The sequence below is a fragment of the Paeniroseomonas aquatica genome (assembly GCF_030409335.1).
Taxonomy (GTDB): domain Bacteria; phylum Pseudomonadota; class Alphaproteobacteria; order Acetobacterales; family Acetobacteraceae; genus Belnapia; species Belnapia aquatica.
In genome coordinates, this window is record NZ_JAUFPN010000069.1 from 40261 (window position 1) to 64509 (window position 24249).

Consider the following 24249-nt stretch of genomic DNA (forward strand, 5'->3'; position numbering starts at 1 on the left):
CCGCCGCCGCCAGGGCCACCGCCGCGGCGGGCAGGCCGGCCTCCCGCCATTCCGGCGCGGCCTGGTCCGCCTCGCCGGCGGCAACCAGCGCGGCGATCCCCGGCTGCAGCGCGGCGAGCGCTGCCGCCAGCGGCTGCGGCGCCGCCAGCAGGCCGAGTGCCGCCTCCTCCTGCAGCCGCCGCAGGACCAGCAGCAGGTCGAAGCGGGCCTCGGCCGGGGCAGGGGCCGCATCGACCGCATCGGCCAGCGCCGGCAGGCCGGACAGCGCGCCGGCGAGCCAGGCCGCCCGCGCCGCCGCCGCCGGCACGGCCGCCGCCGCCAGCCGGCCCAGCCCGGCGCAGCCCAGCCGGTTGGCGACCTCGTTGGCGATGGCGGTGGCCACCAGCTCGCGCCGCAGCCGGTGGCGGGCGATCAGCGCCGGGAAGCGCTCGCCCAGCTCGGCCGGGAAATAGGCGGTCAGCAGCGGCGCGAAGCCCGGGTCGTCCGGCAGGTCGCTGGCCTCGATCGCCTCGGTCAACCACAGCTTGGCGAGTGGCAGCAGGGCGCAGAGCCCGGGCCGGGTGAGCGCCTCGCCGGCGGCAATGCGGGCCGCCAGCGCCGCGGCATCGGGCAAGCCGGCGACCGAGCGGTCCAGCACGCCCGCCGCCTCGAGCCGCAGCATCAGCGCCGCCTGGGCCGGCAGCGCGGCCGCGCCGGCGCGTTCCTCGAGGCTGATGGCGAGCGCCTGCTGCGCGTTGTCGCGCAGCACCAGCCGGCCGACCTCCTCGGTCATCGCCGCCAGCAGGGCATCCCGCTGGGTCCGCGTCAGCGCCCCCGAGGCCTCGGCATCGGCCAGCAGGATCTTGATGTTCACCTCGTGGTCGCTGGTGGAGACGCCGGCGGAATTGTCGAGCGCATCGGTATTGAGCCGGCCGCCGGCGACCGCGATCTCCACCCGCCCGGCCTGGGTCACCGCCAGGTTGGCGCCTTCGCCCACCACCCTGGCCCGCACCTCCCGGCCATCGATCCGGACCGCGTCATTGGCCCGGTCGCCGGCCTCGGCCTGGCTCTCGCCGCTGGACTTCACATAGGTGCCGATGCCGCCGAAGTAGAGCAGGTCGACCGGCGCCCGCAGGATGGCCTGGATCAGCGCCGCCGGCTCCAGCCGCTCCGCCTCCAGCCCAAGCAGCGCCCGCACCTCGGGCGAGACCGGGATGGACTTCTGGCTGCGGGGGAAGATGCCGCCGCCGGGCGAGAGGCGCGCCGGGTCGTAGTCGGCCCAGGAGGAGCGCGGCAGGGCGAACAGCCGGGCCCGCTCGGCGAAGCTCGCCGCCGGATCGGGCGAGGGGTCGAGGAAGATGTGGCGGTGGTCGAAGGCGGCAACCAGCTTCGTGCGCCGGCTGACCAGCAGCCCGTTGCCGAAGACGTCGCCGGACATGTCGCCGACCCCGGCGCAGGTGAAATCCTCGGCGAGGATGTCGTGGCCCAGCTCGGCGAAGTGGCGCGCCACCATCACCCAGGCGCCGCGGGCGGTGATGCCCATGCCCTTGTGGTCGTAGCCGGCCGAGCCGCCGCTGGCGAAGGCATCATCGAGCCAGAAGCCGTAGTCGGCCGCCAGCCCGTTGGCGATGTCGGAGAAGGTGGCGGTGCCCTTGTCGGCGGCGACGACCATGTAGGGGTCGTCGCCGTCCCGCCGCACCACCCGGGAAGGCGGGATCACCCCGGCCTCGCTAAGGTTGTCGGTGATGTCGAGCAGCCCCTGCACCAGGATGCGGTAGCAGGCGACGCCCTCGGCCTGGAAGGCCTCGCGCTCGGCCGGGACGTGCTTCAGCACGAAGCCGCCCTTGGCGCCGGTCGGCACGATGACGACGTTCTTCACCCGCTGGGCCTTCATCAGCCCGAGGATCTCGGTGCGGAAGTCCTCCCGCCGGTCGGACCAGCGGATGCCGCCGCGGGCCACCGGCCCGGCCCGCAGGTGCACGCCCTCCATCCGCGGCGAATGCACGAAGATCTCCCGCCAGGGCCGGGGGCTGGGCATCTCGCCGGCGGCGGCGCTGTCGATCTTCAGCGCGAGGTAGGGCTTGCCCAGGTGGTAGTTGGTCCGCAGCAGGGCGCCGAGCAGCCGGTGCAGGCGCGACAGGATGCGGTCCTCGTCCGGGCTCTCGACCGCCGCCAGCACCTCGTCCCAGGCCTGCTGCATGGCACCCTCGGCGCCGCGCGGGCGGTCCGGGTCGAAGCGGGCATGGAAGAGGTCGACCAGCAGCCGCGCCGCCCGGGGCTGGGCGGCCAGCGCCGCCTCCACGCTGGCCTGGGCGAAGCCGAAGCCGACCTGCTTCAGCCAGCGGTACAGGGCGCGCAGCAGCCAGCATTCCCGCCAGTCGAGCCCGGCCTGCAGCACCAGCCGGTTGAAGCCATCCGCCTCGGCCCGGCCTTCCAGCAGCGCGGCCAGCGCCTCCAGCACGGCGGGGAAGCGGTCCTCGGCCACCGGCGCCGCCGGCATCAGGGCGAAGACGTGCAGCACCGCGGGCGGGGCGCCGGCCGGGGCCAGCCGGTGCGGCACCTCCTCGATCGCCCTGAGGCCCAGGCTCTCGAACAGCGGCAGGGCATCGGCCAGGGGCAGCGGCCCGCCGGGATTGACCAGCCGCAGCACCAGCCCCTCGGTGCCCGGCTGGTGCCGCAGCGAGGCCGCCGGCCGGGCCTCGGCCAGGGCGCCCTCCGCCAGGGCCAGGTCGGCGGCGCCCTCGGCGCCGGTCGCGGCCTCGCGGTAGGCGGCGGGGAAGGCGTCGCGCCAGCGGGCCAGGGCGGTGGCCGCCGCGGCCTCGCCGCGCTCGGCCACCAGCGCCTCGGCCAGCCGGTCCTGGAAGCCGCGGGCGGCCTGGGCGACGGCGGCCTCCAGCGCCGCGGCCTGCACCTGGTCGGGCCGCGCCGGGTCGGTGCCGATGATGTAGTGGACCCGCGCCAGCGGCGCATCGCCGAGCGCGACGTACCAGGCGCTCAGCCGCCCCTCGAAGGCCCGCGCCAGCATCGCCCCCACCTTCTCCCGCAGCCGGGTGTCGAAGGTGTCGCGCGGCAGCCAGGCGATGGCCGAGACGAAGCGGCCGAAGGGGTCGCGGCGCAGCACCAGCGCCGGGCGCGGGCGGATCTGCAGGTCGAGCGCCCGCCGCGCCGCCGCCAGGATCTCGGCCTCCTCCGCCTGGAACAGCTCGTCGCGCGGCCAGGTGTCGAGGATGTTGCGCAGCGCCCGGCCGTCGTGCGCCTCCGGGTCGTAGCCGGCGGCGGCAAGGATGCGGGCCACCTTCTCCGCCAGCAGCGGGATGCTGCGCGGGTTGCGGTTGTAGGCGCTGGCGGCGAAGAGGCCGAGGAAGAGGCGGACCCCGGTCACCCGCCCGTCCGGCCCATGGATATGGGTCACCACCACGTCGGCGTGCTGCGGCCGGTGCACCGTGCTGCGCATGTTCGCCTTGGCGACGCTGACCGCCGGCGCCGCCGCCAGGGCGTCGCGCAGCCGCGGCGGCAGGGTGGTGAGGTCGCGCAGCACGTCGAAGACCGGCAGGGCGGGGTCGCGCAGCAGGCCGAGATCCTCCGCCGGCACCGCGGCGATGCCGCCACCCGGGGCCAGCGCCAGGCGGCGATGGCCGAGCAGCACGAAATTATCCTCGGCGAGCCAGCGCAGGAACTCCACCGCGCCGGGCTCCGCCGCCGGCGGCGTCACCTCCGCCTCGGCCCGGCGCAGCACGGCGGCCATGGCGGGGAAGTCGGCGACCGCGATGCGGGTATCGGCCAGGGCCCTCGCCAGCGACTCCTGCAGCGCCGGCCAGTCCTCCGGCGCCGCCGCCGCGGTGCCCGGCAGCATCGCCGCCGGGGCGGCGTCCAGGGTGACGCGCATCATGCTCTCGAGCACGGCGCCGGGCGCATCCCCGAGCGCCAGCAGGCGTCCGGCCGGATCCCGCCGCACCGCGACCACGGGATGCAGCAGCTGCCGCACCACCCGGCCCTGGCGGGCCAGGGCGCCGAGCAGGCTGTCCACCAGGAAGGGCATGTCGTCGGTGACGACCTCGGCGACCGCATGGGCGCCCTGGCCGGGCCCGGGCGGCAGCAGCCGCAGCCGGGTGACGCCGGCGGGGCGGTCCTGGGCCAGGGCGAAGAGGCTGGCGGCGCCGGCGGCCATCGCCTCGGGCGAGGCGAGCTCGGCGGTCGGGACCGCGGCCTGCAGCCGGCGCAGCAGCGCGGCGGCGTCCGGCGGCAGGGTCGGGGCCAGTCGCCGCAGCGCTTCCTCGGCGAGGTGCAGCAGCTCCAGCCGCCCCGGCTCGTCCAGCCCCGGCTCGGTCATCGGTCGCATCCCCCTGCGCTGTCGTGGCGGCATCCTTCGCGGGAAGCCGGGGCAGGGGCAAGGGCGGACTGGCCCGCTGGGCCCGGCCCCGGCACCGCGGCCCCAGGCCACAGCGCCGCCACGGCGCCGGGACCCGCTATCATTGATTGCTTTTCCCTGGGGGATGTTTAATTTTCCCGGATGATGCCACCCCGGGCCCGGGGTCCCGGCCGAGCGCAGGATGTCCCGATGCCCAGCCCGAGTCCCCGCCCCGGCCGGCCGTGCCGCCCGTCCCCACGGGGGCGCCGGTCTGCTACAAGGGGCGGCCATGACCCTGACCCTCGCCGATCTGCTCGCCCCGGTCACGCCGGAGCAGTTCTTTGCCGAATACCATGACCGCAAGCCGATGCACGTCCGCGGCGGCCCGGCCAAGTTCGCCCAGGTCCTGTCCTGGCGCCAGCTCAACCGGCTGCTGGACATGACCCACATCTGGTCCGGCCATTCGCTGCAGCTGGTGATGGACGGCACCCCGGTCCCGCCGGAGCAGTACTGCGGCCGCGCCACCAGCCGGGACAATGCGCCGGTGCTGCAGCCCGAGGCCGCCAAGGTGCGGGACTGGGTGCGGCGCGGCGCCTCCGTCGTCATGAACGACGTCGACAGCCTCACCCCCGGCCTCGCCGCCGTCTCCGCCGCGCTCGAGGGCGCCGGGCTCGGCAAGGCCCAGGGCAACGTCTACGTCTCCTGGAAAAGCCACAAGGCCTTCCCCGCCCACTACGACACGCATGAGGTCTGGGCGGTGCAGGTGGAGGGCGAGAAGACCTGGAACCTCTGGGAGGGCCGCGCCGACTGGCCGCTGGCGCATCCGGTCTTCCGCAACCAGCCGCAGGCGCAGCACGAGCAGGCCAAGGGCCGGCTGCGCGAGCGGGTGCTGATGCAGCCCGGCGACCTGCTCTACCTGCCGCGCGGCTGGTACCACGACGCCCTGGCGGAGGCCCCGGCCTCTGTGCACATCGCCTATGGGGTGCATGCGCCGCTCGGGATGGACCTGTTGAACATGCTGCTGGAGCGGGCGCTGTATGATGCCGAATTCCGCAAGCCGCTGCCGCGCCAGGACGGCAGCGCCGCCGCCCGCTTCGCCCTCACCAGCCGGGCCGGGGCGCTCGGCCAGCGGCTGGCTGAGCTCTGCCGGGAGCCCCGGGTGATGGAGGTGCTGGAGCGCTTCGTCGCCGACTACCGCTTCAGCCGCGGCGGCAACGACCTGCTGGCGGCGCGGGGGATCGCGCCTGCCGGGACCGCGGTCGGGGCCGGGGACGCCGAGGCGCCGGCCTGGCGGGTGCTGGCGGTCGGCGCCAGGCCGGTCCGCCGCGGCGCCGACTGGATGCTGAAGACGGCGCAGGGAAGCCTGCCGCTGGCCGGCGCGGAGGTGGAGGCCGCCGGCTGGCTGCTGGCCCGGCCGGAGGTGACCGCGGCCGAGCTGGCGGAAGCCCATCCCGGCGTCGATGCCGCCGGCCTGCTCGGCCGGCTGCAGGACGCCGGGCTGCTGGTGGCGGCATGATCCCCTTCCTGCTGGCCGGGCCGCTGGCCGTCGCGCTGCTGCTGCCCGGCCGGGCCGGGGCGCAGCCGCGGCCCTTCACCTGCGTCGGCGCCGAGCAGCTGGAGGAGGATGCCTTCGCCATCCCCTTCGACCGCGGCGCGGCGACGCCGGGCGAGGGCGCCCGGGCCAACCTGGCGGCCGCGGCCGAGCGGGCGAAGCAGTCACCGGACCGCATGGTCTGCGTCCTCGGCCATGCCGGGGCGCAGGAGGGCGGGGCGCAGGCCGGCACCGCCCTGGCGGCGCGCCGGGCCGGGGCGGTCGCCACGCTGCTGGCCAAGCTCGGGGTGGAGCGCGACCGCATCCGCGCCGAGGCCCGCCGCGCCGCCTTCGCCCGCGGCGCGGTCCCGGTCGAGCGCAGCGTGACGGTGGTGCTGCTGCCGCCCTAGGCGGCCGCCGCCCGCCAGGCCTCCCAGCCGCGGCGCCTGAGGTCGCAGGCCGGGCAGCGGCCGCAGCCATAGCCCCAGGGATGCCGCTGGCTGCGGTCGCCGAGGTAGCAGCTGTGGGTATCCTCGAGCACGGCCTCGACCAGCGCCGTGCCGCCCAGCGCCTCGGCCAGCGCCCAGGTCGCCGCCTTGTCCCGCCACATCAGCGGCGTGTGGATAACGAAACGCTTTTCCATGCCGAGGTTCAGCGCGACCTGCAGCGCCTTCATCGTATCGTCGCGGCAATCGGGGTAGCCGGAGTAGTCCGTCTCGCAGACGCCGGTCACCAGGTGCTTGTGGCCGCGGCGGTAGGCCAGCGCCGCGGCGAAGGTCATGAAAATGAGGTTCCGCCCCGGCACGAAGGTATTGGGCAGGCCATGCGCGCCCATCTCGATCGCGGTATCGCGCGTCAGGGCGGTATCCGAGACCGCCCGCAGCGCCTCGAGCGGCAGGCTGTGATCCTCCCCCAACTTCGCCGCCCAGGCGGGGAAGGCGGCCGCGATCCGGTCGCGGAAGACCGCCCGGCATTCCAGCTCCACCCGGTGCCGCTGGCCGTAGTCGAAGCCGAGCGTCTCCACCCGCCCGAAGCGGTCCAGCGCCCAGGCGAGGCAGGTGGCGGAATCCTGGCCGCCGCTGAACAGGACCAATGCGCTCTCGCTCATGCCGTCTCCAATCGTCCTGCGGCCCAGCGGGCCGCCTCGGCCACCACCGGGTCGGGATCCTCGGCCAGCGCCTGGGCCGTCGCCCGCAGCGCCGGCGACGCCGAATTGCCGATCGCCACCAGCACGTTGCGCACGAAGCGGTCGCGGCCGATGCGCTTGACCGGGCTGGCGGTGAACAGCGCCCGGAAGCCCGCATCGTCCAGCATCGCCAGCTCCGCCAGCCGTGGCGCGTCGAGGCTGGCGCGCGGGGCGAAGGCCGGCTCGCTGTGCGCGGCGGCGAATTTGTTCCAGGGGCAGACCGCCAGGCAGTCGTCGCAGCCATAGATGCGGTTGCCCATGGCGACCCGATGCTCCTCGGGGATCGGTCCGCGGTGCTCGATGGTGAGGTAGCTGATGCAGCGCCGCGCATCCAGCCGGTAGGGCGCCGGGAAGGCGTCGGTCGGGCAGCTGTCGAGGCAGGCGCGGCAGCTGCCGCAATGGTCGGTCTCGGGCGCGGCGGGCGGCAGCGCGAGGGTGGTGTAGATCTCGCCGAGGAAGAGCCAGGAGCCGAATTCGCGGCTGACCAGGTTGGTGTGCTTGCCCTGCCAGCCGAGGCCCGCCTGCTGCGCCAGCGGCTTCTCCAGCACCGGGGCGGTATCGACGAAGACCTTGAGCTCCCCGCCCTGCTGCGCCAGCAGCCAGCGGGCGAGCGCCTTCAGCCGCGACTTCACCAGCTCATGGTAGTCCCGGTTGCGGGCATAGACGCTGATGCTGGCGCGCTCCCGCTGTGCCAGCACCGCCAGCGGGTCCTCCTCCGGCCCGTAGTTCAGCCCGAGCGAGATGACGCTCACCGCCTCCGGCCAGAGCGCCTTCGGCTGTGCCCGCTGCGCCGCGCGGTCCGCCAGCCAGCCCATCTCGCCCTGCATCCCGGCGGCGAGGAAGGCGTCGAGCCGCGCCCTGGCCTCGGGCGGCAGCCGGGCCTCGGTGAAGCCGATGCTGCTGAAGCCGAGGCGAAGCGCCTCGGCCCGGATGCTGGCGATGATGTCCACGGCGCGCTTCTAGCACCCCCGGGGCCGGATGCGGACCCGTCGGTTCCAAGCTAGACCGGTCCCATGCTCCTGCCCGTGACCGAGAACCATGGCGTCCTGCTCGATCTCCGCTATGCGACGGCGGACAACCTCACCGGCCAGCCGATCTACCACCGCCCGGTGGCGCTGCTGCACCCGGTGGCGCATGCCGCCCTGCTGGCGGCGGTGGCCCGCGCCCGGCCGCTCGGCCTGAAGCTCCGCGTCTTCGACGCCTTCCGCCCACTGGATGCGCAATGGGCGCTGTGGCGGGCGCTGCCGGACCCGGTCTTCGTCGCCGACCCGCGTGATGGCTCGGGGATGCATCCGCGCGGGGTAGCGGTGGACCTGACCCTGGCCGATGCGCTCACCGGTGCGGCGCTGGAGATGGGCACCGGCTTCGACGCCGGAGTGCCGCAATCCGCCCAAGCTTCGCTGGATCTGCCGGCGGAAGCCATCCGCCACCGCGCCCTGCTGCTCGGCATCATGGCGGCCAGCGGCTGGGCGCATATCGAGTCCGAGTGGTGGCATTACGAGCTGCCCGGCCAGGGCCATGTCCCGCAGCTCTGGGCCGCCGACGTGCCCGAAGGCCCGATGGATCCTCAGCCCAGTGGTCAGCCCCGGCCGCGGTAGGGCGGCACGCCCTGGTCCGGCACCCAGACCCCCTCGGGCGCCGCGCCGGACTGCCAGAAGACGTCGATCGGGATGCCGCCGCGCGGGTACCAGTAGCCGCCGATCCGCAGCCAGACCGGCGAGAGTTCCTCCACCAGCCGCCGGGCGATGGCGACCGTGCAGGCCTCATGGAAGGCGCCATGGTTGCGGAAGGCGCCGAGGTAGAGCTTCAGCGACTTGCTCTCGACCAGCCAATCCGAGGGCACGTAGTCGATCACCAGATGGGCGAAATCCGGCTGTCCCGTCATGGGGCAGAGGCTGGTGAATTCCGGCGCGGTGAAGCGCACGCAGTAGCGGTACCCCAGATGCGGGTTCGGCACCCGCTCGAGCGTCGCCGCCTCCGGGCTGGCCGGCAGCGCGGCGCCGTGCCCGAGCAGGGTCAGGCCGCTGGTATCGGTCGTCGCTTCGCCGCTCATTCCGTCGCCTCCGGTGCCCAGGCCGCAGCGAGCGCCGCCGCATGCGCCGCGAAGCCCCCGGCCAATATGGCCTGCCGAACCCCGCGCATCAGGTCCTGATAATACTGAATATTATGCCAGGTCAGCAGCATCGGGCCGAGCATCTCCTCCGCCTTCAGCAGATGGTGGACATAGGCCCGGGAATGTCGGGCGCAGGCCGGGCAGCCGCAGGCAGGGTCGATCGGCCCGCCGTCGTCGGCATGCCGGGCGTTCCGCATGTTGAGCACGCCGCGGCTGGTATAGGCGCGGCCGGTGCGGCCCGAGCGGGTCGGGATGACGCAGTCGAACATGTCGATCCCCCGCGCGACGGCGCCCACCAGGTCGGCCGGCGTGCCGACCCCCATCAGGTAGCGCGGCGCCTCCCGCGGCAGCAGCGGTGTGGTGACGTCAAGCGTCGCAAACATCGCCGCCTGACCCTCGCCGACGGCGAGCCCGCCCACCGCATAGCCCTCGAAGCCCACCGCGGTCAGCGCCGTGACGCTCTCGGCCCGGAGCGCGGGAAAGGTGCTGCCCTGGACGATCCCGAACAGCCCATGCCCCTCGCGCGGGACGAAGGCCTGGCGGGACCGCGCCGCCCAGCGCATCGACAGCCGCATCGAGGTCGCCGCCTGCTCCTCCGTCGCCGGGAAGGGCGTGCATTCGTCGAAGCACATGGTCACGTCGGCGCCGAGCAGGTGCTGGATCTCGATGCTGCGCTCCGGCGTCAGCCGGTGCTTGCTGCCGTCCAGGTGGCTGCGGAAGGTGACGCCGTCGGCATCCATGGTCCGCAGCTCGGACAGGCTCATCACCTGGTAGCCGCCGCTGTCGGTCAGGATCGGCCCCTGCCAGTCCATGAAGCGGTGCAGCCCGCCGAGCCGGGCGATGCGCTCGGCGCCGGGGCGCAGCATCAGGTGGTAGGTATTGCCCAGCACCATGCGCGCGCCGGTGGCGCGCACCGCATCGGCGGTCATCGCCTTCACCGTGCCGGCGGTGCCGACCGGCATGAAGACCGGCGTCTCCACCGGGCCATGCGCGGTCTGCAGCACCCCGGCGCGGGCGGCGCCATCCTCGGCCAGTCGGGTCCAATGCAGGGTCACGCCAGATCCTCGCGGTGCAGCAGGCTGCCGTCGCCGTAGCTGTAGAAGCGGTAGCCCTCGGCGATGGCATGTTCGTAGGCGGCCCGCATCCGCGCGGTGCCGGCGAAGGCCGAGACCAGCATGAACAGCGTGCTGCGCGGCAGGTGGAAATTGGTCAGCAGCAGGTCGGCGCTGCGGAAGCGGTGCCCCGGCAGCAGGAAGATGTCGGTCAGCCCGCGGAAGGGCGCCACCGCCCCATCCGCCGCGGCCGCCGCCTCCAGCAGCCGCAGCGCGGTGGTGCCGAGTGCCACCACCCGGCCGCCGGCGGCCCGCGCCGTGGCGATGGCCGAGGCCGCTGCCGCCGTCACCTCGCCCCACTCCGGGTGCAGCCTGTGGCTGCGCGGATCCTCCGCCCGCATCGGCAGGAAGGTCCCGGCGCCGACATGCAGCGTCACGGTCGCCCGGCCCACGCCGCGCGCCTCGAGCGCCGCGACCAGGCCCGGGGTGAAATGCAGGCTGGCGGTCGGTGCCGCCACCGCCCCGGGGCGGGCGGCGAAGAGCGCCTGGTAATCCGCCTTGTCCTCCGGCCGCGGCCCGTCCGGACGGGCGATATAGGGGGGCAGGGGGATCTCCCCTGCCTGCTCCAGCGCCTCGGCCAGCCGCGCCGGGTCGGGGCCGAAGTCCAGCCGCACCGTGCCGCCCTCCAGCCGCTCCAGCACCCGGGCGGAGAGATCCGTGCCCTCGATCGCCACCGCATCGCCCGGCCGCAGCCGGCGGGCGTTGCGCACCAGCGCCTCCCAGATCCCGCCGCCCTCGTTGCGGTTGAGCATGATCTCGACCGCCGCCTCGCCGCGGCGGCCACGCAGCCGCGCCGGGATCACCTTGGTATCGTTCACCACCAGGATGTCGCCGGGCCGCAGCAGCCCCGGCAGGTCGCGCATGACCCGGTCCTCGGGCGCCGCGCCGCCGACCACCAGCAGCCGCGCCGCGTCGCGCGGCCGGGCCGGGGCCTGGGCGATCAGCGCCTCGGGCAATTCGAAGTCGAAATCGTCGGTGCGGAGCGGGAGGGGAGGGGACACGCGGGGGCCGGTAGCGCGGCGGCGGCCATAAGGCAACAGCGGCGCCGGGGCGCTGCCAGACCGGCAGCGCCGGCCGCTGGCAGAACGGCCCCGCCGCCCCATCTTCCCGCCATGCCCGAGATCGCCCTGCCGGCCGAACCGCTGATCCGCCTCGGCGCCTTCCTCGGCGTCTTCGCCCTGATGGCGGCGTGGGAATGGCGCGCCCCGCGCCGGCCGCAGGCGATTGGCCGGGCCCGCCGCTGGCCGGGCAACCTCGGCATCGTCCTGCTCGATACCCTCCTGCTGCGGATCCTCTTCCCCACCGCCGCGGTCGGGCTGGCGCTGCTGGCCGAGGCGCGCGGCTGGGGCCTGCTGCCGCTGCTGGGGGCGCCGGCCTGGCTCGCCATCCCGCTTTCGGTGCTGCTGCTGGACCTGGCGATCTATGCCCAGCACGTCGCCTTCCATGCGGTGCCGATCCTCTGGCGGCTGCACCGGATGCACCACGCCGATCTCGAGCTGGACGTCACCAGCGGCCTCCGCTTCCACCCGCTCGAGATCATCCTGTCGATGCTCATCAAGCTGGCGGTGGTGCTGGCGCTCGGCGTCCCGGCGCTGGCGGTGCTGGCCTTCGAGGTGCTGCTGAATGCCTCCGCCATGTTCAGCCACGGCAACGTCCGGCTGCCCCTCGGCCTCGACCGGGCCCTGCGCCGGGTCATCGTCACGCCCGACATGCACCGCATCCACCATTCCATCCGGCGGGAGGAGACCGACAGCAACTACGGCTTCAACCTTGCCTGGTGGGACCGGCTGTTCGGCACCTACCGGGCGCAACCGCGGGCGGGGCAGCTCGGCCTGACCATCGGCATCGGGCAGTTCCGCGACCCGGCCGAGCTACAGCTCGACCGCATGCTGCTGCAGCCCTTCCGCCCCGCTGCCCCGGCATCGTCACTGGCCCGGCCGGAGGACGGCGCCTAGGCTCGGCCCATGCGCGCATTCCTCCTCCTGCTGCTCCTTGCCCTGCCGGCCACGGCCGACGCCGAGCCCTTCCGCTTCGTCGCCTTCGGCGACATGCCCTATTGCAACGGCCGGGACGAGGCCGCCTGCGCCGGCGAGCTGGCCCGGGTCGAGGCGCTGGTCGGGACCATCAACGCCGCCGCCCCCGCCTTCAGCATCTTCCTCGGCGACACCAAGGGCGGCGCCGAGGCCTGCACGGACGCGATCATCATCGGCCGCACCGCCGGCTGGATGGGCCGCCTCGCGGCGCCCCTGGTCTATACCCCCGGCGACAACGAATGGACCGATTGCTGGCAGCCCCGCGCCGGCGGCTGGGACCCGCTCGACCGGCTCCGCCTGCTGCGCGAGCATTTCTTCGCCGAGCCGCGCAGCCTGGGCCAGGCGAGCATGCCGCTGCTCCGCCAGGCCGATGCCGACCCGGCGCATGCGCTTTTCGTCGAGAATGCCCGCTGGGAGAGGGACGGCGTCACCTTCCTCACCCTGCACGTGCCGGGGTCCGACAACAACCGGCCGCTCGACCGCGACCCGGCGCTGCCGCCCGGCGCCGCGGCCGAGTACCCGGCGCGCGACGCCGCCAACCGCGCCTGGCTCGAGGCCGGCTTCGCCGCCGCGAGCGCCGCCGGCAGCCGGGCCGTGGTCGTCGCCCTGCAGGCGGACATGTACTACCGCGACCGCTGCGGCCGCGGCCTGTTCGCGGGCCATTTCGCCGCCCGCGCCGCCCTGGCCGGGGCCGCCCGCGCCTTCGGCCGGCCGGTGCTGCTGCTGCATGGCGACAGCCATTTCTGGCTGCAGGACCACCCGGCGCCGGAAGCGCCCAACCTGATGCGGGTGATGGTGCCCGGCGACGGCGATACCCGCGCGGTGGTGGTGACCGTCGACCCGGCCGCGGCCGCGCCCTTCGGCTTCGCCCTGATCGGGGCGGAGGACCGCGTCGCCCCGCCGGGCTGCGGTTAATTCCTTGCTCCTCCGGCGGATCGGCCTAGCATCCCCGGCACGCAAATCCGAGGAGCCTTGCCATGCCGTTGGAATCGCTTGCCCCGCAGGACCTGGCCCTGGCCGATGAGCGCTGGCAGGCCCGCGTCGACCTCGCCGCCGCGCATCGCCTGGCGGTCATGCACGGCTTCCACGAGGGCATCTTCAACCACCTGACGCTGCGCGTGCCCGGCGCCGAGGACCGCTACTACCAGATTCCCTTCGGCACCCATTGGTCCGAGGTCACCGCCAGCTGCTTCATGGAGGTCGGCTACGACGGCACCCGCCGGGCCGGCGAGGGCGAGATCGAGCGTTCCGCCTATTGCATCCATGCGCCGATGCACAAGGCGCTGCCCACCGCCGCCGCGGTCTTCCACACCCACATGCCCTTCACCAGCGCCCTCTCGCGCCTCGAGGACCCGCGCATCCTGCCGATCGGCCAGACCGAGCTCGGCACCATGATGAACACCGCCTACGACCTGACCTATACCGGCCTCGCCTTCGACCCCTCCGAGGGCGAGCGCCTGGCCGGCGTCATCGGCGACAAGACCATCCTCATCATGGCCAACCACGGCGTCGCCACCGTCGGCCGCACCGTCGCCGAGGCCTATGACCGGCTCTACTACATCGAGCGGGTCGCCCAGGTGCAGCTCTATGCCATGTGGACCGGCAAGCCGCTGCGCCACCTGCCGCAGGAGGTCGTCGACGGCACCATCGCCAGCTTCAAGGCCTCCGGCCAGAAGTACGGCGGCAAGTCGAACGCCGAATGGCACTTCGCCGCCCTGAAGCGGATCCTCGACCGCAAGGAGCCCGACTACAAGGAATAGGACCCCGCCGGCCGCCGCATGGCGGCGGCATTGCGGAGTCTCAACCCGCCTCACATCGATATGCGTCACGGTCCCGCCGCCGCGGTCTAATCTGTCCGGTGGCGGCATCGTGCCGCAGATGAGGCAGACGACCATGCCGACACCATCCGTCGGACATCCCTATCTCGACATCTTCAGCGCCAGCCTGGTGCCCTTCATGCCGCGGGGGCCCGGGCACGACCACGACCCGCCGAGCCCGCACCTGCTGCCCCTGCCGCCCGGCTCGGAGGAGGCGCGGCACCTGCTGGAGCTGCTGCTGGGCGCCGACCATGCGCTGCGCGACGACCACGGAAGGGTGGCGGCGCTCAACCTGGCCCTGGCCGAGACCCAGCTCAGGCTCCTGATCAGCCACGAAGGCCTGACCCCGGCGCGGGAGACGGTGCTCTCCGGCCTGCGGCTGGCGAAGGAGGAACTGGCCGCGGGGCAGCCGCGCCGGGCCATGGCCGCCCTGGGCGGCGCGGTCCGCGCGGCGCAGGCCCCGCCGCCGCGCCGGGCCTGAGGCCGGGGCTCAGCCGAGCTCGATGGCGTCCACCCGGTCCGGGTAGAAGGCGAGGTAGCCTTCGATCGCCGCCATGGCGGGGAAGGGGGCCTCGTAGCTCCAGGCGGCGTTCTCCGCCCGCGTCCCGCCGGCGGCGATGCTGTAGTAGCTGGCATCGCCCTTGTAGGGGCAATGGGTGCTGCGCGGCGTCTTATCCAGCAGCGCCATCGCCGCATCGGCGCGCGGGATGTACTGCACCGGCGGGTAGCTCGCCTCCTGCAGGGTCACCGCCCGCGTCGTCTCGGCGACGACCTGGCCGCCGAGCAGGACGCGGACCCGCTGCGGCGTCGGCGTGATGCTGATGGGGTGGTCGGGGCCTGGCAGCTTCATGCGGGCTCTCCTGGTTCGAGGATCTGGGTGGCGGTCGCCTCCCGGGCGATCAGCGCCCAGGAATACCGCATCGGCGCCATCCGGCAGGCGGACCAGGCCGGGTTCTGGTCGGCGTAGTGCGGGCTGCCGGGACGGCCGGAGACGCCGTGGAACACCGCCCAGAGGCTGTTGTCCCAGTCCCCGACGTCGAAGGCATAGCGCGCCAGCGCCCCGTAGGTGGCCGCCGTCCCGGCCGAGGGCAGCAGGCCGATGGCCTGCACCGTGTCGCCATCCCCCGGCAGCGGCAGCGCGGCGGGGTCGAGCCCGGCCTCCGGGAACAGCGCCGAAAGCGGGTGGCTGAAGCGCGGCTGATGCGCGCTCCCCCAGAGCCGCCGCGGCCCCGCCGCGCGCCGCAGCGCCTCGGCCAGCGCCTGGTCCCAGCTCCAGCCCGCCAGCAGCGCGGCATCGTCGTTCCGCAGCAGGGTCGGCAGGCACCACCAGAGCTGGTTCAGCGGCACGATCCCCGGCGCCACCGAGAGGTAGGGCTGCCCGGCCAGCGCCGCCAGCCCGCTCCGCTCGGCCAGCACCGCGGTCAGCGCCCGGCGCAGCGCGACATAGCCCTCGGCCGCCTCGCTGCCCGCCTCCATCTGCCCGTCCCAGCCGAGCAGCATATCCCGCAGCGCCGCCGCCGGCCCGGCCGGCCCGGGCAGCGCCGCCAGCCGCGCCCGCAGCAGCGCCGCATGCGGGGAAAGCACGTCGGCATGGATCACCGCCGCCCCCGCCGCGGTGCCGGAGGCCCCGGCCTCGATCAGCGCGGCGATGCGCCGGGCCCGGTAGGGCGGGTGGCAATCGGTGCAGAGGTAGTCGGGGTGGTCGTCGGCCACGACCCGGTTGTTAGCGGTGACGATGACGCCGCCCGGCGGGTCGATCACCCGCGGCATGGCCTCGAAGGGAATCCAGCCCTCCCATTCGTGCTCGCCGGTCCAGCCCGGCACCGGCAGCCAGCCATTGGCGCGCGGCCGCCGCGGCATGGTGGCGCGGACGAGCTGGCCGATATGCCCGGCGGTATCGGCCGCAACCAGATTGTGGTCGATCAGCCCCCAGCCGCGCGTCGCCTCGTACAACTCCTCGACCGAGCCGGCGCGCAGCAGCCGCGGCAGGCAGTCGAAGGAGAAGTCGGTCTCCGCCGTCTGCACGGTGCGCAGCGTCAGCGCGGTACCCCTGGCCGGATCGCCGGCGATGACCGCGCCATGATGCGTCTCGATCACCGCGATCCGCCGCGGCGCCTCGCCGCGCACCGCGATCTCCTCCTCCCGCCGCGTCGTCGGCCGCCATTCGCCGCGGAAGCGGTAGTGCGCCGCGCCGGCATCGAAACGCTCCACGAAGAGGTCAAACAGGTCCATGAAGGCATGGGTGACGCACCAGGCGACCTTGCCGTTGTGGGCGAAATGCGGGAAGGCCGGCACGCCGGGCACGGTCAGGCCGATGGCATCGAAGGCGTCGCAGGCGATGTGGTGCTGGGCGTACATGTTCGGGATCTCGAAGACCCGGTGCGGATCGCCCGCCAGCACCGGCCGGCCGGTGTCGCTGCGCCTCGGGCCCAGCACCCAGTTGTTGCTGCCGCCACCCGCCGCATCCGGCGCCGCCGCCTCCAGCAGCGCGGCGATGCTCGGCGCCAGCTCGGCCAGCGTCGCCTCCCAGCGCTTCGCCTCGACCCCGGGCGGGATGATCAGCGCATCGAGCCCGCCGTCGTCGTAGCGCAGCTTGCCCACCTGCTCGGCGCCAACCACCGGCAGCGCCGCCGCCCGCCACAGCTTGAACCAGACCGAGCCCATCAGCAGCCCGAGCCGCCGCATGACCGCGATGCTCTGCCAGCCCTCCCAGCGCTCCGGCACCGCATCCAGCAGCGCGTATTCCACCGGCCGCGGCGTCGCGCTGTCGATCAGCGCATTCACCCCCGCCGCGTAGCGGTCGAGCATCGCCCGGGTCTCCGGTGCCGCGGCGTCGTAGTCGCGGCGCGAGGCCCGCTCCACGCCCAGCCGACGCGACAGCGCATCCTGCTCGAAGGCCGTAGCGCCGAGGAATTCCGCCGCCCGCCCGGTCGCACGCCGCCGGGTCAGGTCCATCTGGAACAGCCGGTCCTGCGCATGCACGAAGCCCAGCGCGAACCAGGCGTCATGCGCGCTCGCCGCCCGGATATGCGGCACCCCCTGCGCATCCCGCTGCACCGTCACCGGCGCCGCCAGCCCCGGCACTTCCAGCCTGCCATCCAATTCCGGCAGATGCGCCGCGAGATCGATCATAACCCTCACTCCACCTTGATTCCCTGCGGCCGGATCAAGCCATCCGGCACCAGGGCCAGCCCCCGCAGCTTCGCCGCCGTGCCGAAGAACCACACGGGGTGCCACAAATAGATATACGGCCGCCCCGCCAGCAGCAGGCGCATGGCCTCGGCATAGGCCGCCTGACGGGCCTCCGGCGCCACCTGGGAGCGTCCCGCCCGCAGCGCCGCATCGACCGCCGGACTGCAGTACTTGCCGCCGTTCAGCGCCTCGCCGCAGGCATTGAAGCCCCAGAGGTTCTGGTCGATGTCTACCCGCCCCGACCAGGCGATGATCAGGCTTTCGAACTCGCCCGCCGTCCATTGCCGCAGCAGGGTCGCAACCTCGATCACCTGCAGCTGCAGCTCGATCCCGGCCTCCGCCGCCATGGCCTGGATGACCTCGGCCGCCTGGACGTATTCGGTGGTGTTCGGCACCGACATCCGCACCCGCGGCCGGCCGCCGATCGCCTGAACCAAGGCCTTGGCCCGCGCCAGATCCCGGGCCGGTGACGGCAGTGCCACGACATGCTGCGGATGCCCGGGCGGCACCGATTGGTTGCCCGGCAGGTACAGCCCCTCGAAGGCGACCCGGTTCAGCACCTCCCGGTCGATCGCCAGGTCGAGTGCCTCCCGCAGCCGCGCATCGCGGCCGATGGCGCTCTCGGCCGCCGGGCCATTGGCGATGTTCACCGCGATATAGACGCTGGCGAGGCTCGCCACCTGCCGCACCGCCACCCGCCGGTCCCGCCGCAGCTCGTCGATGTCGCTCGGCAGCACCCGCTCGATGATGTCGAGCTGCCCGGCGCGCAGATTGGCTGCCCGCACGGTGGTATCCGGGATCGGCCGGTAGACCACCCGGTCGACATGGATGCGGCCCGCGTCCCAATACTCGGCAAAGCGCTCCAGCTCGATCCGGTCCTGCGCCACCCGGCGGACGAAGCGGAACGGCCCGGCGCAGGCCGGCGCCCGGGCGAATTCCGCCCCCACCACCCCCGCCTGGCGCGGCGAGACGATCATCCCCGCCCGGTCCGACAGCGCTGCCAGCAGCGGCGCGAAGGGCTCGCTGAGCGCGATCCGCACCGTCAGCGGCCCGGTCGCCTCCACCGCCCGCACCGGCCCCAGCTCGCCCCGCCGGGTCGAGCCCGGGGTCTTCAGGTGCCGCTCCAGCGACGCGACCACCGCCGCCGCATCCATCGCCGCCCCATCATGGAAGCGCACGCCGGGGCGCAGCTCCAGCACCAGGGCCAGGCCGTCGGCCTCCCAGCGCCAGGCGGTTGCGAGCTGCGGCACGATGGCCAGCTTCTCGTCGATGTCGAGCAGCTTGTCGCAGAGCCCGGCGAAGACCTGCCGGCCGGCCACGCTGCGCGACAGGGTCGGGTCCAGCACGTCCGGGTCGCTGGCGATGCCGATGCGCAGCACCGTCTCCGCCCCGGCCGGCGCGGCGAGCAGCAGCAGGGCAAGCAGCAGGCGGCGCATGGCGGAGTCCCCCCCCCGGGCAGGGGGACAGCCTCGCGGCATAGACGGCGGGCGGCAAGGGGGGGCGGCTGCCCCGCCCGGCCGATCTGCGCCATCATGCGGCATCTTCCGGAGAGCACCGACCATGGACCAGCTGCCCAACTCGCGGGATGCCGCGCTCCGCCGCCGCGCCGGCGCCGTCATCCCCGGCGGCCTCTGGGGCCATCTCGATGCCGCCCGGCTCCCCGCCGGCTACCCGCAATACTACCAGCGCGCCGAGGGCTGCCGGCTGACCGATGTCGACGGCCACACGGTGATCGACTTCATGTGCAGCTGGGGCCCCATCGTCCTCGGCCACCGGAACCCCGCGGTGGAGGAAGCCGCCGCCCGCCAGGCAGCGCAAGGCGATGCCATGAACGGCCCGGCCGTGGTGCTGGTCGAGCTCGCCGAGGCCATGGTGGCGCAGATCCCCGCCGCCGACTGGTGCCTGTTCGAGAAGAACGGGACGGACGCCACCACCGCCTGCGTCACCATCGCCCGGGCCGGCACCGGCCGGCGCAAGATCCTCGCCGCCCGCGGCAGCTACCACGGCGCCGCCCCTTGGTGCTCGCCCTCCCTCGTCGGCGTCACCGCCGAGGACCGCGCCCATGTCCTGCACTACGAGTACAACGACATCGCCTCGCTGGAGAATGCCGTCGACCAGGCGGATGGCGACCTCGCCGGCATCCTGGTCGCCGCCTTCCGCCACGACCTCGGCCGCGACCAGGAGATGCCCGACCCCGCCTTCGCCCGGCGCCTGCGCGAACTGGCCGACCAGACCGGCGCGGCGCTGATCCTGGATGACGTCCGCGCCGGCTTCCGCCTCGACCTCGGCGGCTCCTGGGAGCCGCTGGGCATCCGCCCGGACCTCGCGGCCTGGAGCAAGGCCATCGCCAATGGCCATGCCCTCTCGGCGGTCACCGGCGCCGAGCGCTTCCGGGACGCCGCGGCCGGCATCTTCACCACCGGCTCCTTCTGGTGCGCCGCGGTGCCCATGGCCGCCGCTTTCGCGACGCTGACGGAGCTCCGCCGCCTCGATGGCCCCGCGCACATGCGGGCGATGGGGGAGCGGCTGCGCGCCGGCTTCGAAGCGGGGGCCGCCCGGCATGGCCTGGCCATCCGCCAGTCCGGCCCGGCGCAGATGCCGCTGATGCTGTTCGAGGGCGATGCCGACTTCGCCCGCGGCAATGCCTTCTGCGCCGCGGCGCTGCGGGCCGGCGCCTATTTCCACCCCAAGCACAACATGTTCCTGAGCTGCGCCCATACCGCCGCCGACATCGACCTGGCGCTGCAGGCGGCGGAGGCCGGCTTCGCCGCGGCGGCGGCCATCGGCTGACGCCGAGGCGGGCGCCATCGGGTGACGGCACGGCGGAGGCGTGCCTAAGCTCGCCCCGGTCCACCGGGGAGAGAAGCCATGCCGCCGACAACGAGGCGCACCATCCTGCTGGCCGGAGCCCTGGCGGCGCCGGCGCTGAGCCGCTCCGCCCGGGCGGCGACGGTGGTGAATGCGGTGCTGGAATCCGAGGCGGTGATCCTCGATCCCTATTTCACCACCGCCGCCATCACCCGCAGCTTCGGCACCCATGTCTTCGACACGCTCTTCGCCATGGACAGCGCCGGCGCCATCCGGCCGCAGATGGTCGAGACCTTCAGCAGCGCCGAGGACGGGCTGCTCTGGCGCTTCACCCTGCGGCCGGGGCTGCTGTTCCACGACGGCGCCGCCGTCACTGCCCGCGACTGCGCCCTCTCGCTCCAGCGCTGGGCGCCGCGCGATGCCATGGGCCGGCTGCTGCTCGCCGCCGGGGCGGCGTTCGAGGCCGCCGATGCGCGCACCCTGGTGCTGCGCCTGCGCGAGCCCTTCCCGCTGGTGCTCGAGGTCCTCGGCAAGCCGAATGCGCCGGTGCCCTTCATCCTGCCGGAACGCCTGGCCCGCACGCCGGGCGATACCCGCCTCACCGAGGTCATCGGCAGCGGCCCCTTCGCCTTCCGCGCCGATCTCTGGCGCCCCGGCAACAGCATGGTGCTGGAGAAATTCGCCGGCTACGCGCCGCGCCCCGAGCCGGCCGATTTCATGGCCGGCGGCAAGCGGGTGAAGATCGACCAGCTCAGCCTGCGGGTCATGCCGGACCAGGCGACCGCCTCCACCGCGCTGATGGCCGGCGAGATCGACTACCAGCAATACGTCCCCTTCGACCTGCTGCCGATGCTGGAACGCGCCCGGGGCATCACCCTGATGGGCCTCGGCGGGCTGCACATGTTCCAGGGCAATTTCCGCCTGAACCACCTGGCGCCGCCCTTCGACGACCCGAAGATCCGCCAGGTGCTCTGGCATCTCGTGGACCAGCCGGCGGTGACCCAGGCGATCGGCGTGCCGCCGCGCTACGCGGCGGGGCGCTGCGGCAGCTTCTGGATGTGCGACAGCCCCTACGAGAGCACCGCCGGCGCCGAGGCCCTCGACTTCTCCGTGGACAAAGCCAAGGCGGCGCTGGCCGCGACCTCCTATGCCGGCCAGCCGGTGGTGATGCTGGAGGTCCAGGGCAGCATCAGCCAGACCGCCTCGATGGTGCTGGCGCAGAACCTGAAGCAGGCCGGCTTCACCGTCGACCAGCAGGTGATGGACTGGGGCACCGTGCTCGCCCGCCGCGCCCGCAAGGAGGGCTGGAGCCTGTTCTCGGTCTATGCCAACGGCATCGACATGATCTCGCCGCTGACGCATTTCTACGTCGCCAATACCTGCGCCGACTATCCCGGCTGGAGCTGCGATCCGCGCATCCCGCCGCTGCTGGCCGCCTTCGCCCGGGCCCCGGACCTCGCCGGGCGGAAGCGGCTCGCCGACGAGATCCAGGCGATCGCCTATGGGCTGACGCCGGCGGTGAGCTGGGGCCAGTTCACCATCCCCGCCGCCTACCGCAGCACGCTGCGCGGGCTGCCGCAGTCGAGCTTCCCGATGTTCTGGAACGTGGAGAAGTAGCGGCTGCGCCGACCGGGGCAGGGAAGGGACCCCGAGGCATGGCCGCGTAACCATGCGGCCGGCCTCGGCGAACCATCCCGCGTACCCCCTGGATGGAGACAGCATCATGATCCGCCGCATCGCCCTCGCCGCCGCCCTTGCCCTGTCGACCTTCGCCGCGGCCCCGGCGGCCGAGGCCCAGACGGCCGCCGCGACGGCCATCCAGCCGGGCGCGCCGATGCAGCCCGGGCAGCGCATGCCGCTCGGTCCCATCGCCGGCGAACGCAGCGTCCGCATGGTGATGATCAACGACGATGCCTCGGTCACGCTGGTCTACGACATGGCGCCGGGCCTGCCGCAGTCGCAGCGCGTGGTGCGGCTCGAGAACGTCAACGGCATGCTCGAGGTCGTCTACGACACCGCGGCGCCGAGCATGCGCGTCGGCAACGACGGGGCCGTGCCGCGGCTGACGGTCGGCACCGGCGGCATGATCGAAGTCCAGTACGACCGTCGCTGACGCCGCCGCGACCGGCCCGGAAGGAGCAGCCGCCATGGCACGGGATCGTCTGTCGGGGCTGGCCGTCTGGGCCGCCGCGATCTGGATCGCCTATGAATTCCTCTGGTACGAGCAGTACAAGCTCACCGGCAACCAGGGCTCCATCGACGGGGTCTTCCAGCCCCTGGCGAATTGGTTCGGCATCCCGGCGCAGGAGAAGCCGATCCGGCTCGGCGTCGCCATCCTCGAGATCATCGCCGCGGTCCTGGTGCTGATCCCCCGCACCCGCATCCCCGGCGCCGCGCTGGCGTTCGGGCTCATGAGCGGGGCGATCTTCTTCCACACCATCGGCCCGATCGGCATCGATCCCTACGGCGACGGCGGCGGGCTGTTCAAGGAAGCCTGCTTCACCTGGGCCATGGCGGCGCTGATCCTGGTCCTGAGGCGGGAGGAGGCCCGGGCCCTGCTCGCCCGCGCCGGGGTGCTGCCCCGGCCGACCGCCGCCTGAGGAGAGCCCCGATGCCGCTGCAGCGCCCGCCCCGGGACACCAGGCTCGACCTGCTCCGGGGCTGGCTGCAGCTGCAGATCTTCGCCTCCCATGCGCATGGCTCCTTCATCGGCGCCTGGCTGATCTCGGCGGCCTGGGGCTTCTCCGACAGCTCGGAGCAGTTCCTGTTCCTCTCGGGCTTCGCCCTCGGCTCGCTCTTCGTGCTGAAGCAGGACCGCGGCGGCTTCGCCGCGGCGCTGCGGGACCTGCTGCCGCGCATCGCCCGGCTGCAGATGACGCATCTGATCGTCTTCTGCGGCTTCGGCGCCCTGGTGATCGCCACCGAGATGGCGCTGCGCACCCCGGGGCAGGCCGCCGCCATGGGCTGGTCCTGGCTGCTGACCGAGCCCTGGCTGGCGCTGCCGGCCGCCGCCACGCTGCTCTACCAGCCGGCCTACATGGGCATATTGCCGGTCTTCATCTGGTGCATGCTGGCCCTGCCGCTGCTGATCCGCGGCATGGACCGGCTCGGCGCCTGGGCCATGCTGCCGGCCGCCGCGCTCTATGCCGCGGTGCAGCTGCGCGGCTGGCACCTGCCCGGGCTCGGCGGCACGGAGGTGGAGTTCAATCCGCTGGCCTGGCAGATCCTGTTCGTGCTGGGGGTCTGGTTCGGCCGGCGGGCGCTGCTCCGGGGCCGCGCCATCGGCCGCCATCCGGCGCTGCTGGCCGCCGCCGCGGCGGTGCTGGGGCTGGGGCTTTGGGTCCGCCTGGTCGGGCACGGGCTGGTCGCCGGGCCGGCGCTCGACCTGCAGGCCATCATGGGCAAGCAGGATCTCGCCCTGCCGCGGGTGCTGCATGCCCTGGCCCTGGCCTATGTCGTGGTGGCGCTGGTGCCGCCGCGGGCGATGGCGCTGCCGGGGCGGCTGCTGCCGGCGCTGGCCGCCACCGGGCGCAACAGCCTCAACGTCTTCTGCGTCGGGCTGTTCTTCTCCTATGCCGTCGCCGCGCTGTTCCGCGCCTTCCCCGCGGCGGCGCCCTGGCTCGACCTGCCGCTGGTCGCCGCCGGGTCGCTGGGGCTGATGGCGCTGGCCGCGGTCGCCGAACGGCGGCGGGCGAAGCCTGCGGCCGTGCCGCGATAGCCCGGCAGCGGGCCGCTGGCCTTGCCGCCGAATCATGCGAGACTGGGCCATGACCGATACCTACATGCAGGACCAGGCTGCGGCGCTCGCCCAGCACCTCCGCCTCACCGACGGCAAGACCGGCCATGTCGAGGCCACCGCCGACGGCTTCATCGTCTATCTCCGACGGAAATGGCCCGGCAAGCAGCTGGCGAGCTGGGACGGCATGCCGATCGAGTGGCACGAGAACGTGGGCACCAACAAGGCGGCCAACCGGTAGGCGGTTGCCCCGCTCGGATCGCTTGTGTTATGATATGGGCATCAACCGGCCCCGTGCGGCCGGCGGCGGCGGGGCTTTCGCTTTAGTCCTCACTTCCTCAACTCTCGCCGGATGAAAAGCTGCGAGGTCAAGGGGTTGCGGGCCGACCTTCCT

Annotated in this window: 22 protein-coding genes; 13 read left to right on the forward strand and 9 right to left on the reverse strand. The window is 73.7% G+C overall.

The genetic code is table 11. The annotated features are described in order from the left end of the window. Positions 1–4309, reverse strand: a 4309-nt coding sequence (locus QWZ14_RS07535) for an NAD-glutamate dehydrogenase domain-containing protein (RefSeq protein ID WP_290316007.1), incomplete at its 3' end; no start/stop codon positions are given. Between the two features lie 307 nt (positions 4310–4616). Between QWZ14_RS07535 and QWZ14_RS07540 the strand changes: the two genes are divergently transcribed. After that, positions 4617–5843: a cupin domain-containing protein gene (locus tag QWZ14_RS07540; protein WP_290316008.1), complete on the forward strand. Its 1227-nt coding sequence runs from the start codon at positions 4617–4619 to the stop codon at positions 5841–5843. Continuing rightward, the gene (locus QWZ14_RS07545; RefSeq protein WP_290316009.1) at positions 5840–6268 is read left to right on the forward strand and encodes an OmpA family protein; all 429 of its coding nucleotides are present in this window, start codon (positions 5840–5842) and stop codon (positions 6266–6268) included. The genes QWZ14_RS07540 and QWZ14_RS07545 overlap by 4 nt, the downstream gene beginning before the upstream one ends. Here the strand turns inward: QWZ14_RS07545 and queC are convergent. Both queC and queG read right to left on the reverse strand, forming a co-directional pair. Continuing rightward, positions 6265–6966, reverse strand: coding sequence for a 7-cyano-7-deazaguanine synthase QueC (gene queC, locus QWZ14_RS07550; RefSeq protein ID WP_290316010.1), 702 nt, complete (start codon positions 6964–6966; stop codon positions 6265–6267). The genes QWZ14_RS07545 and queC overlap by 4 nt on opposite strands. Next, on the reverse strand, positions 6963–7994 hold the full coding sequence (queG, locus tag QWZ14_RS07555) for a tRNA epoxyqueuosine(34) reductase QueG (protein WP_290316011.1): 1032 nt from the start codon (positions 7992–7994) through the stop codon (positions 6963–6965). Before queG ends, queC begins: the two co-directional genes overlap by 4 nt. A gap of 63 nt (positions 7995–8057) precedes the next feature. Here queG and ddpX point away from each other — a divergent pair, with 63 nt between their 5' ends. After that, the gene (gene ddpX / locus QWZ14_RS07560; RefSeq protein ID WP_290316012.1) at positions 8058–8642 is read left to right on the forward strand and encodes a D-alanyl-D-alanine dipeptidase; all 585 of its coding nucleotides are present in this window, start codon (positions 8058–8060) and stop codon (positions 8640–8642) included. On the opposite strand, the gene queF is transcribed toward ddpX, so the two are convergent. From queF to queA, 3 genes are read right to left on the reverse strand one after another with little or no spacing between them, the layout of a single operon-like run. After that, positions 8624–9097, reverse strand: a complete 474-nt coding sequence (queF, locus tag QWZ14_RS07565) for a preQ(1) synthase (RefSeq protein WP_290316013.1) — start codon at positions 9095–9097, stop codon at positions 8624–8626. The two genes, ddpX and queF, sit on opposite strands and share 19 nt — an antisense overlap. After that, positions 9094–10212 carry a tRNA guanosine(34) transglycosylase Tgt gene (tgt, locus tag QWZ14_RS07570; RefSeq protein ID WP_290316014.1) on the reverse strand — a complete coding sequence of 373 codons (1119 nt, stop codon included), beginning with the start codon at positions 10210–10212 and terminating at the stop codon, positions 9094–9096. The genes queF and tgt overlap by 4 nt, the downstream gene beginning before the upstream one ends. Further along, positions 10209–11270 carry a tRNA preQ1(34) S-adenosylmethionine ribosyltransferase-isomerase QueA gene (gene queA / locus QWZ14_RS07575; RefSeq protein ID WP_290316015.1) on the reverse strand — a complete coding sequence of 354 codons (1062 nt, stop codon included), beginning with the start codon at positions 11268–11270 and terminating at the stop codon, positions 10209–10211. The genes tgt and queA overlap by 4 nt, the downstream gene beginning before the upstream one ends. A 111-nt stretch (positions 11271–11381) precedes the next feature. Between queA and QWZ14_RS07580 the strand changes: the two genes are divergently transcribed. The 4 genes from QWZ14_RS07580 to QWZ14_RS07595 all read left to right on the forward strand — a co-directional run bounded on the left by QWZ14_RS07580 (position 11382) and on the right by QWZ14_RS07595 (position 14600). Further along, positions 11382–12224, forward strand: coding sequence for a sterol desaturase family protein (locus QWZ14_RS07580; RefSeq protein ID WP_290316016.1), 843 nt, complete (start codon positions 11382–11384; stop codon positions 12222–12224). Between the two features lie 9 nt (positions 12225–12233). Beyond that, positions 12234–13217, forward strand: coding sequence for a hypothetical protein (locus QWZ14_RS07585; RefSeq protein ID WP_290316017.1), 984 nt, complete (start codon positions 12234–12236; stop codon positions 13215–13217). 62 nt (positions 13218–13279) lie between these two features. Continuing rightward, the gene (locus QWZ14_RS07590; RefSeq protein ID WP_290316018.1) at positions 13280–14062 is read left to right on the forward strand and encodes a class II aldolase/adducin family protein; all 783 of its coding nucleotides are present in this window, start codon (positions 13280–13282) and stop codon (positions 14060–14062) included. Between the two features lie 133 nt (positions 14063–14195). Next, positions 14196–14600, forward strand: coding sequence for a tetratricopeptide repeat protein (locus tag QWZ14_RS07595; protein ID WP_290316019.1), 405 nt, complete (start codon positions 14196–14198; stop codon positions 14598–14600). Between the two features lie 9 nt (positions 14601–14609). Here the strand turns inward: QWZ14_RS07595 and QWZ14_RS07600 are convergent, their stop codons facing one another. Genes QWZ14_RS07600 through QWZ14_RS07610 form a run of 3 tightly spaced genes read right to left on the reverse strand, consistent with a single transcriptional unit; the run spans position 14610 to position 18747 of the window. Further along, positions 14610–14969 carry a DUF427 domain-containing protein gene (locus QWZ14_RS07600; RefSeq protein WP_290316020.1) on the reverse strand — a complete coding sequence of 120 codons (360 nt, stop codon included), beginning with the start codon at positions 14967–14969 and terminating at the stop codon, positions 14610–14612. Next, entirely contained in the window at positions 14966–17251 is a 2286-nt protein-coding gene (locus QWZ14_RS07605) for a penicillin acylase family protein (RefSeq protein ID WP_290316021.1), read from the reverse strand. Before QWZ14_RS07605 ends, QWZ14_RS07600 begins: the two co-directional genes overlap by 4 nt. 5 nt (positions 17252–17256) lie before the next feature. Next, a complete protein-coding gene (locus QWZ14_RS07610; protein ID WP_290316022.1) occupies positions 17257–18747 on the reverse strand; it encodes an ABC transporter substrate-binding protein in 1491 nt (496 codons plus the stop codon). A gap of 124 nt (positions 18748–18871) precedes the next feature. Between QWZ14_RS07610 and QWZ14_RS07615 the strand changes: the two genes are divergently transcribed. From QWZ14_RS07615 to QWZ14_RS07640, 6 genes are all read left to right on the forward strand, one after another. Further along, entirely contained in the window at positions 18872–20101 is a 1230-nt protein-coding gene (locus QWZ14_RS07615) for an aminotransferase class III-fold pyridoxal phosphate-dependent enzyme (protein ID WP_290316024.1), read from the forward strand. A 78-nt stretch (positions 20102–20179) separates the two neighbouring features. Beyond that, on the forward strand, positions 20180–21736 hold the full coding sequence (locus QWZ14_RS07620) for an ABC transporter substrate-binding protein (RefSeq protein ID WP_290316025.1): 1557 nt from the start codon (positions 20180–20182) through the stop codon (positions 21734–21736). Between the two features lie 106 nt (positions 21737–21842). Further along, entirely contained in the window at positions 21843–22232 is a 390-nt protein-coding gene (locus QWZ14_RS07625; protein ID WP_290316026.1) for a hypothetical protein, read from the forward strand. A gap of 34 nt (positions 22233–22266) precedes the next feature. Further along, entirely contained in the window at positions 22267–22719 is a 453-nt protein-coding gene (locus QWZ14_RS07630) for a hypothetical protein (RefSeq protein ID WP_290316027.1), read from the forward strand. An 11-nt stretch (positions 22720–22730) separates the two neighbouring features. Then, positions 22731–23837, forward strand: a complete 1107-nt coding sequence (opgC, locus tag QWZ14_RS07635) for an OpgC domain-containing protein (protein ID WP_290316028.1) — start codon at positions 22731–22733, stop codon at positions 23835–23837. Positions 23838–23886: 49 nt separating this feature from the next. After that, positions 23887–24096, forward strand: a complete 210-nt coding sequence (locus QWZ14_RS07640) for a hypothetical protein (RefSeq protein ID WP_290316029.1) — start codon at positions 23887–23889, stop codon at positions 24094–24096. Positions 24097–24249 lie beyond the last annotated feature (153 nt).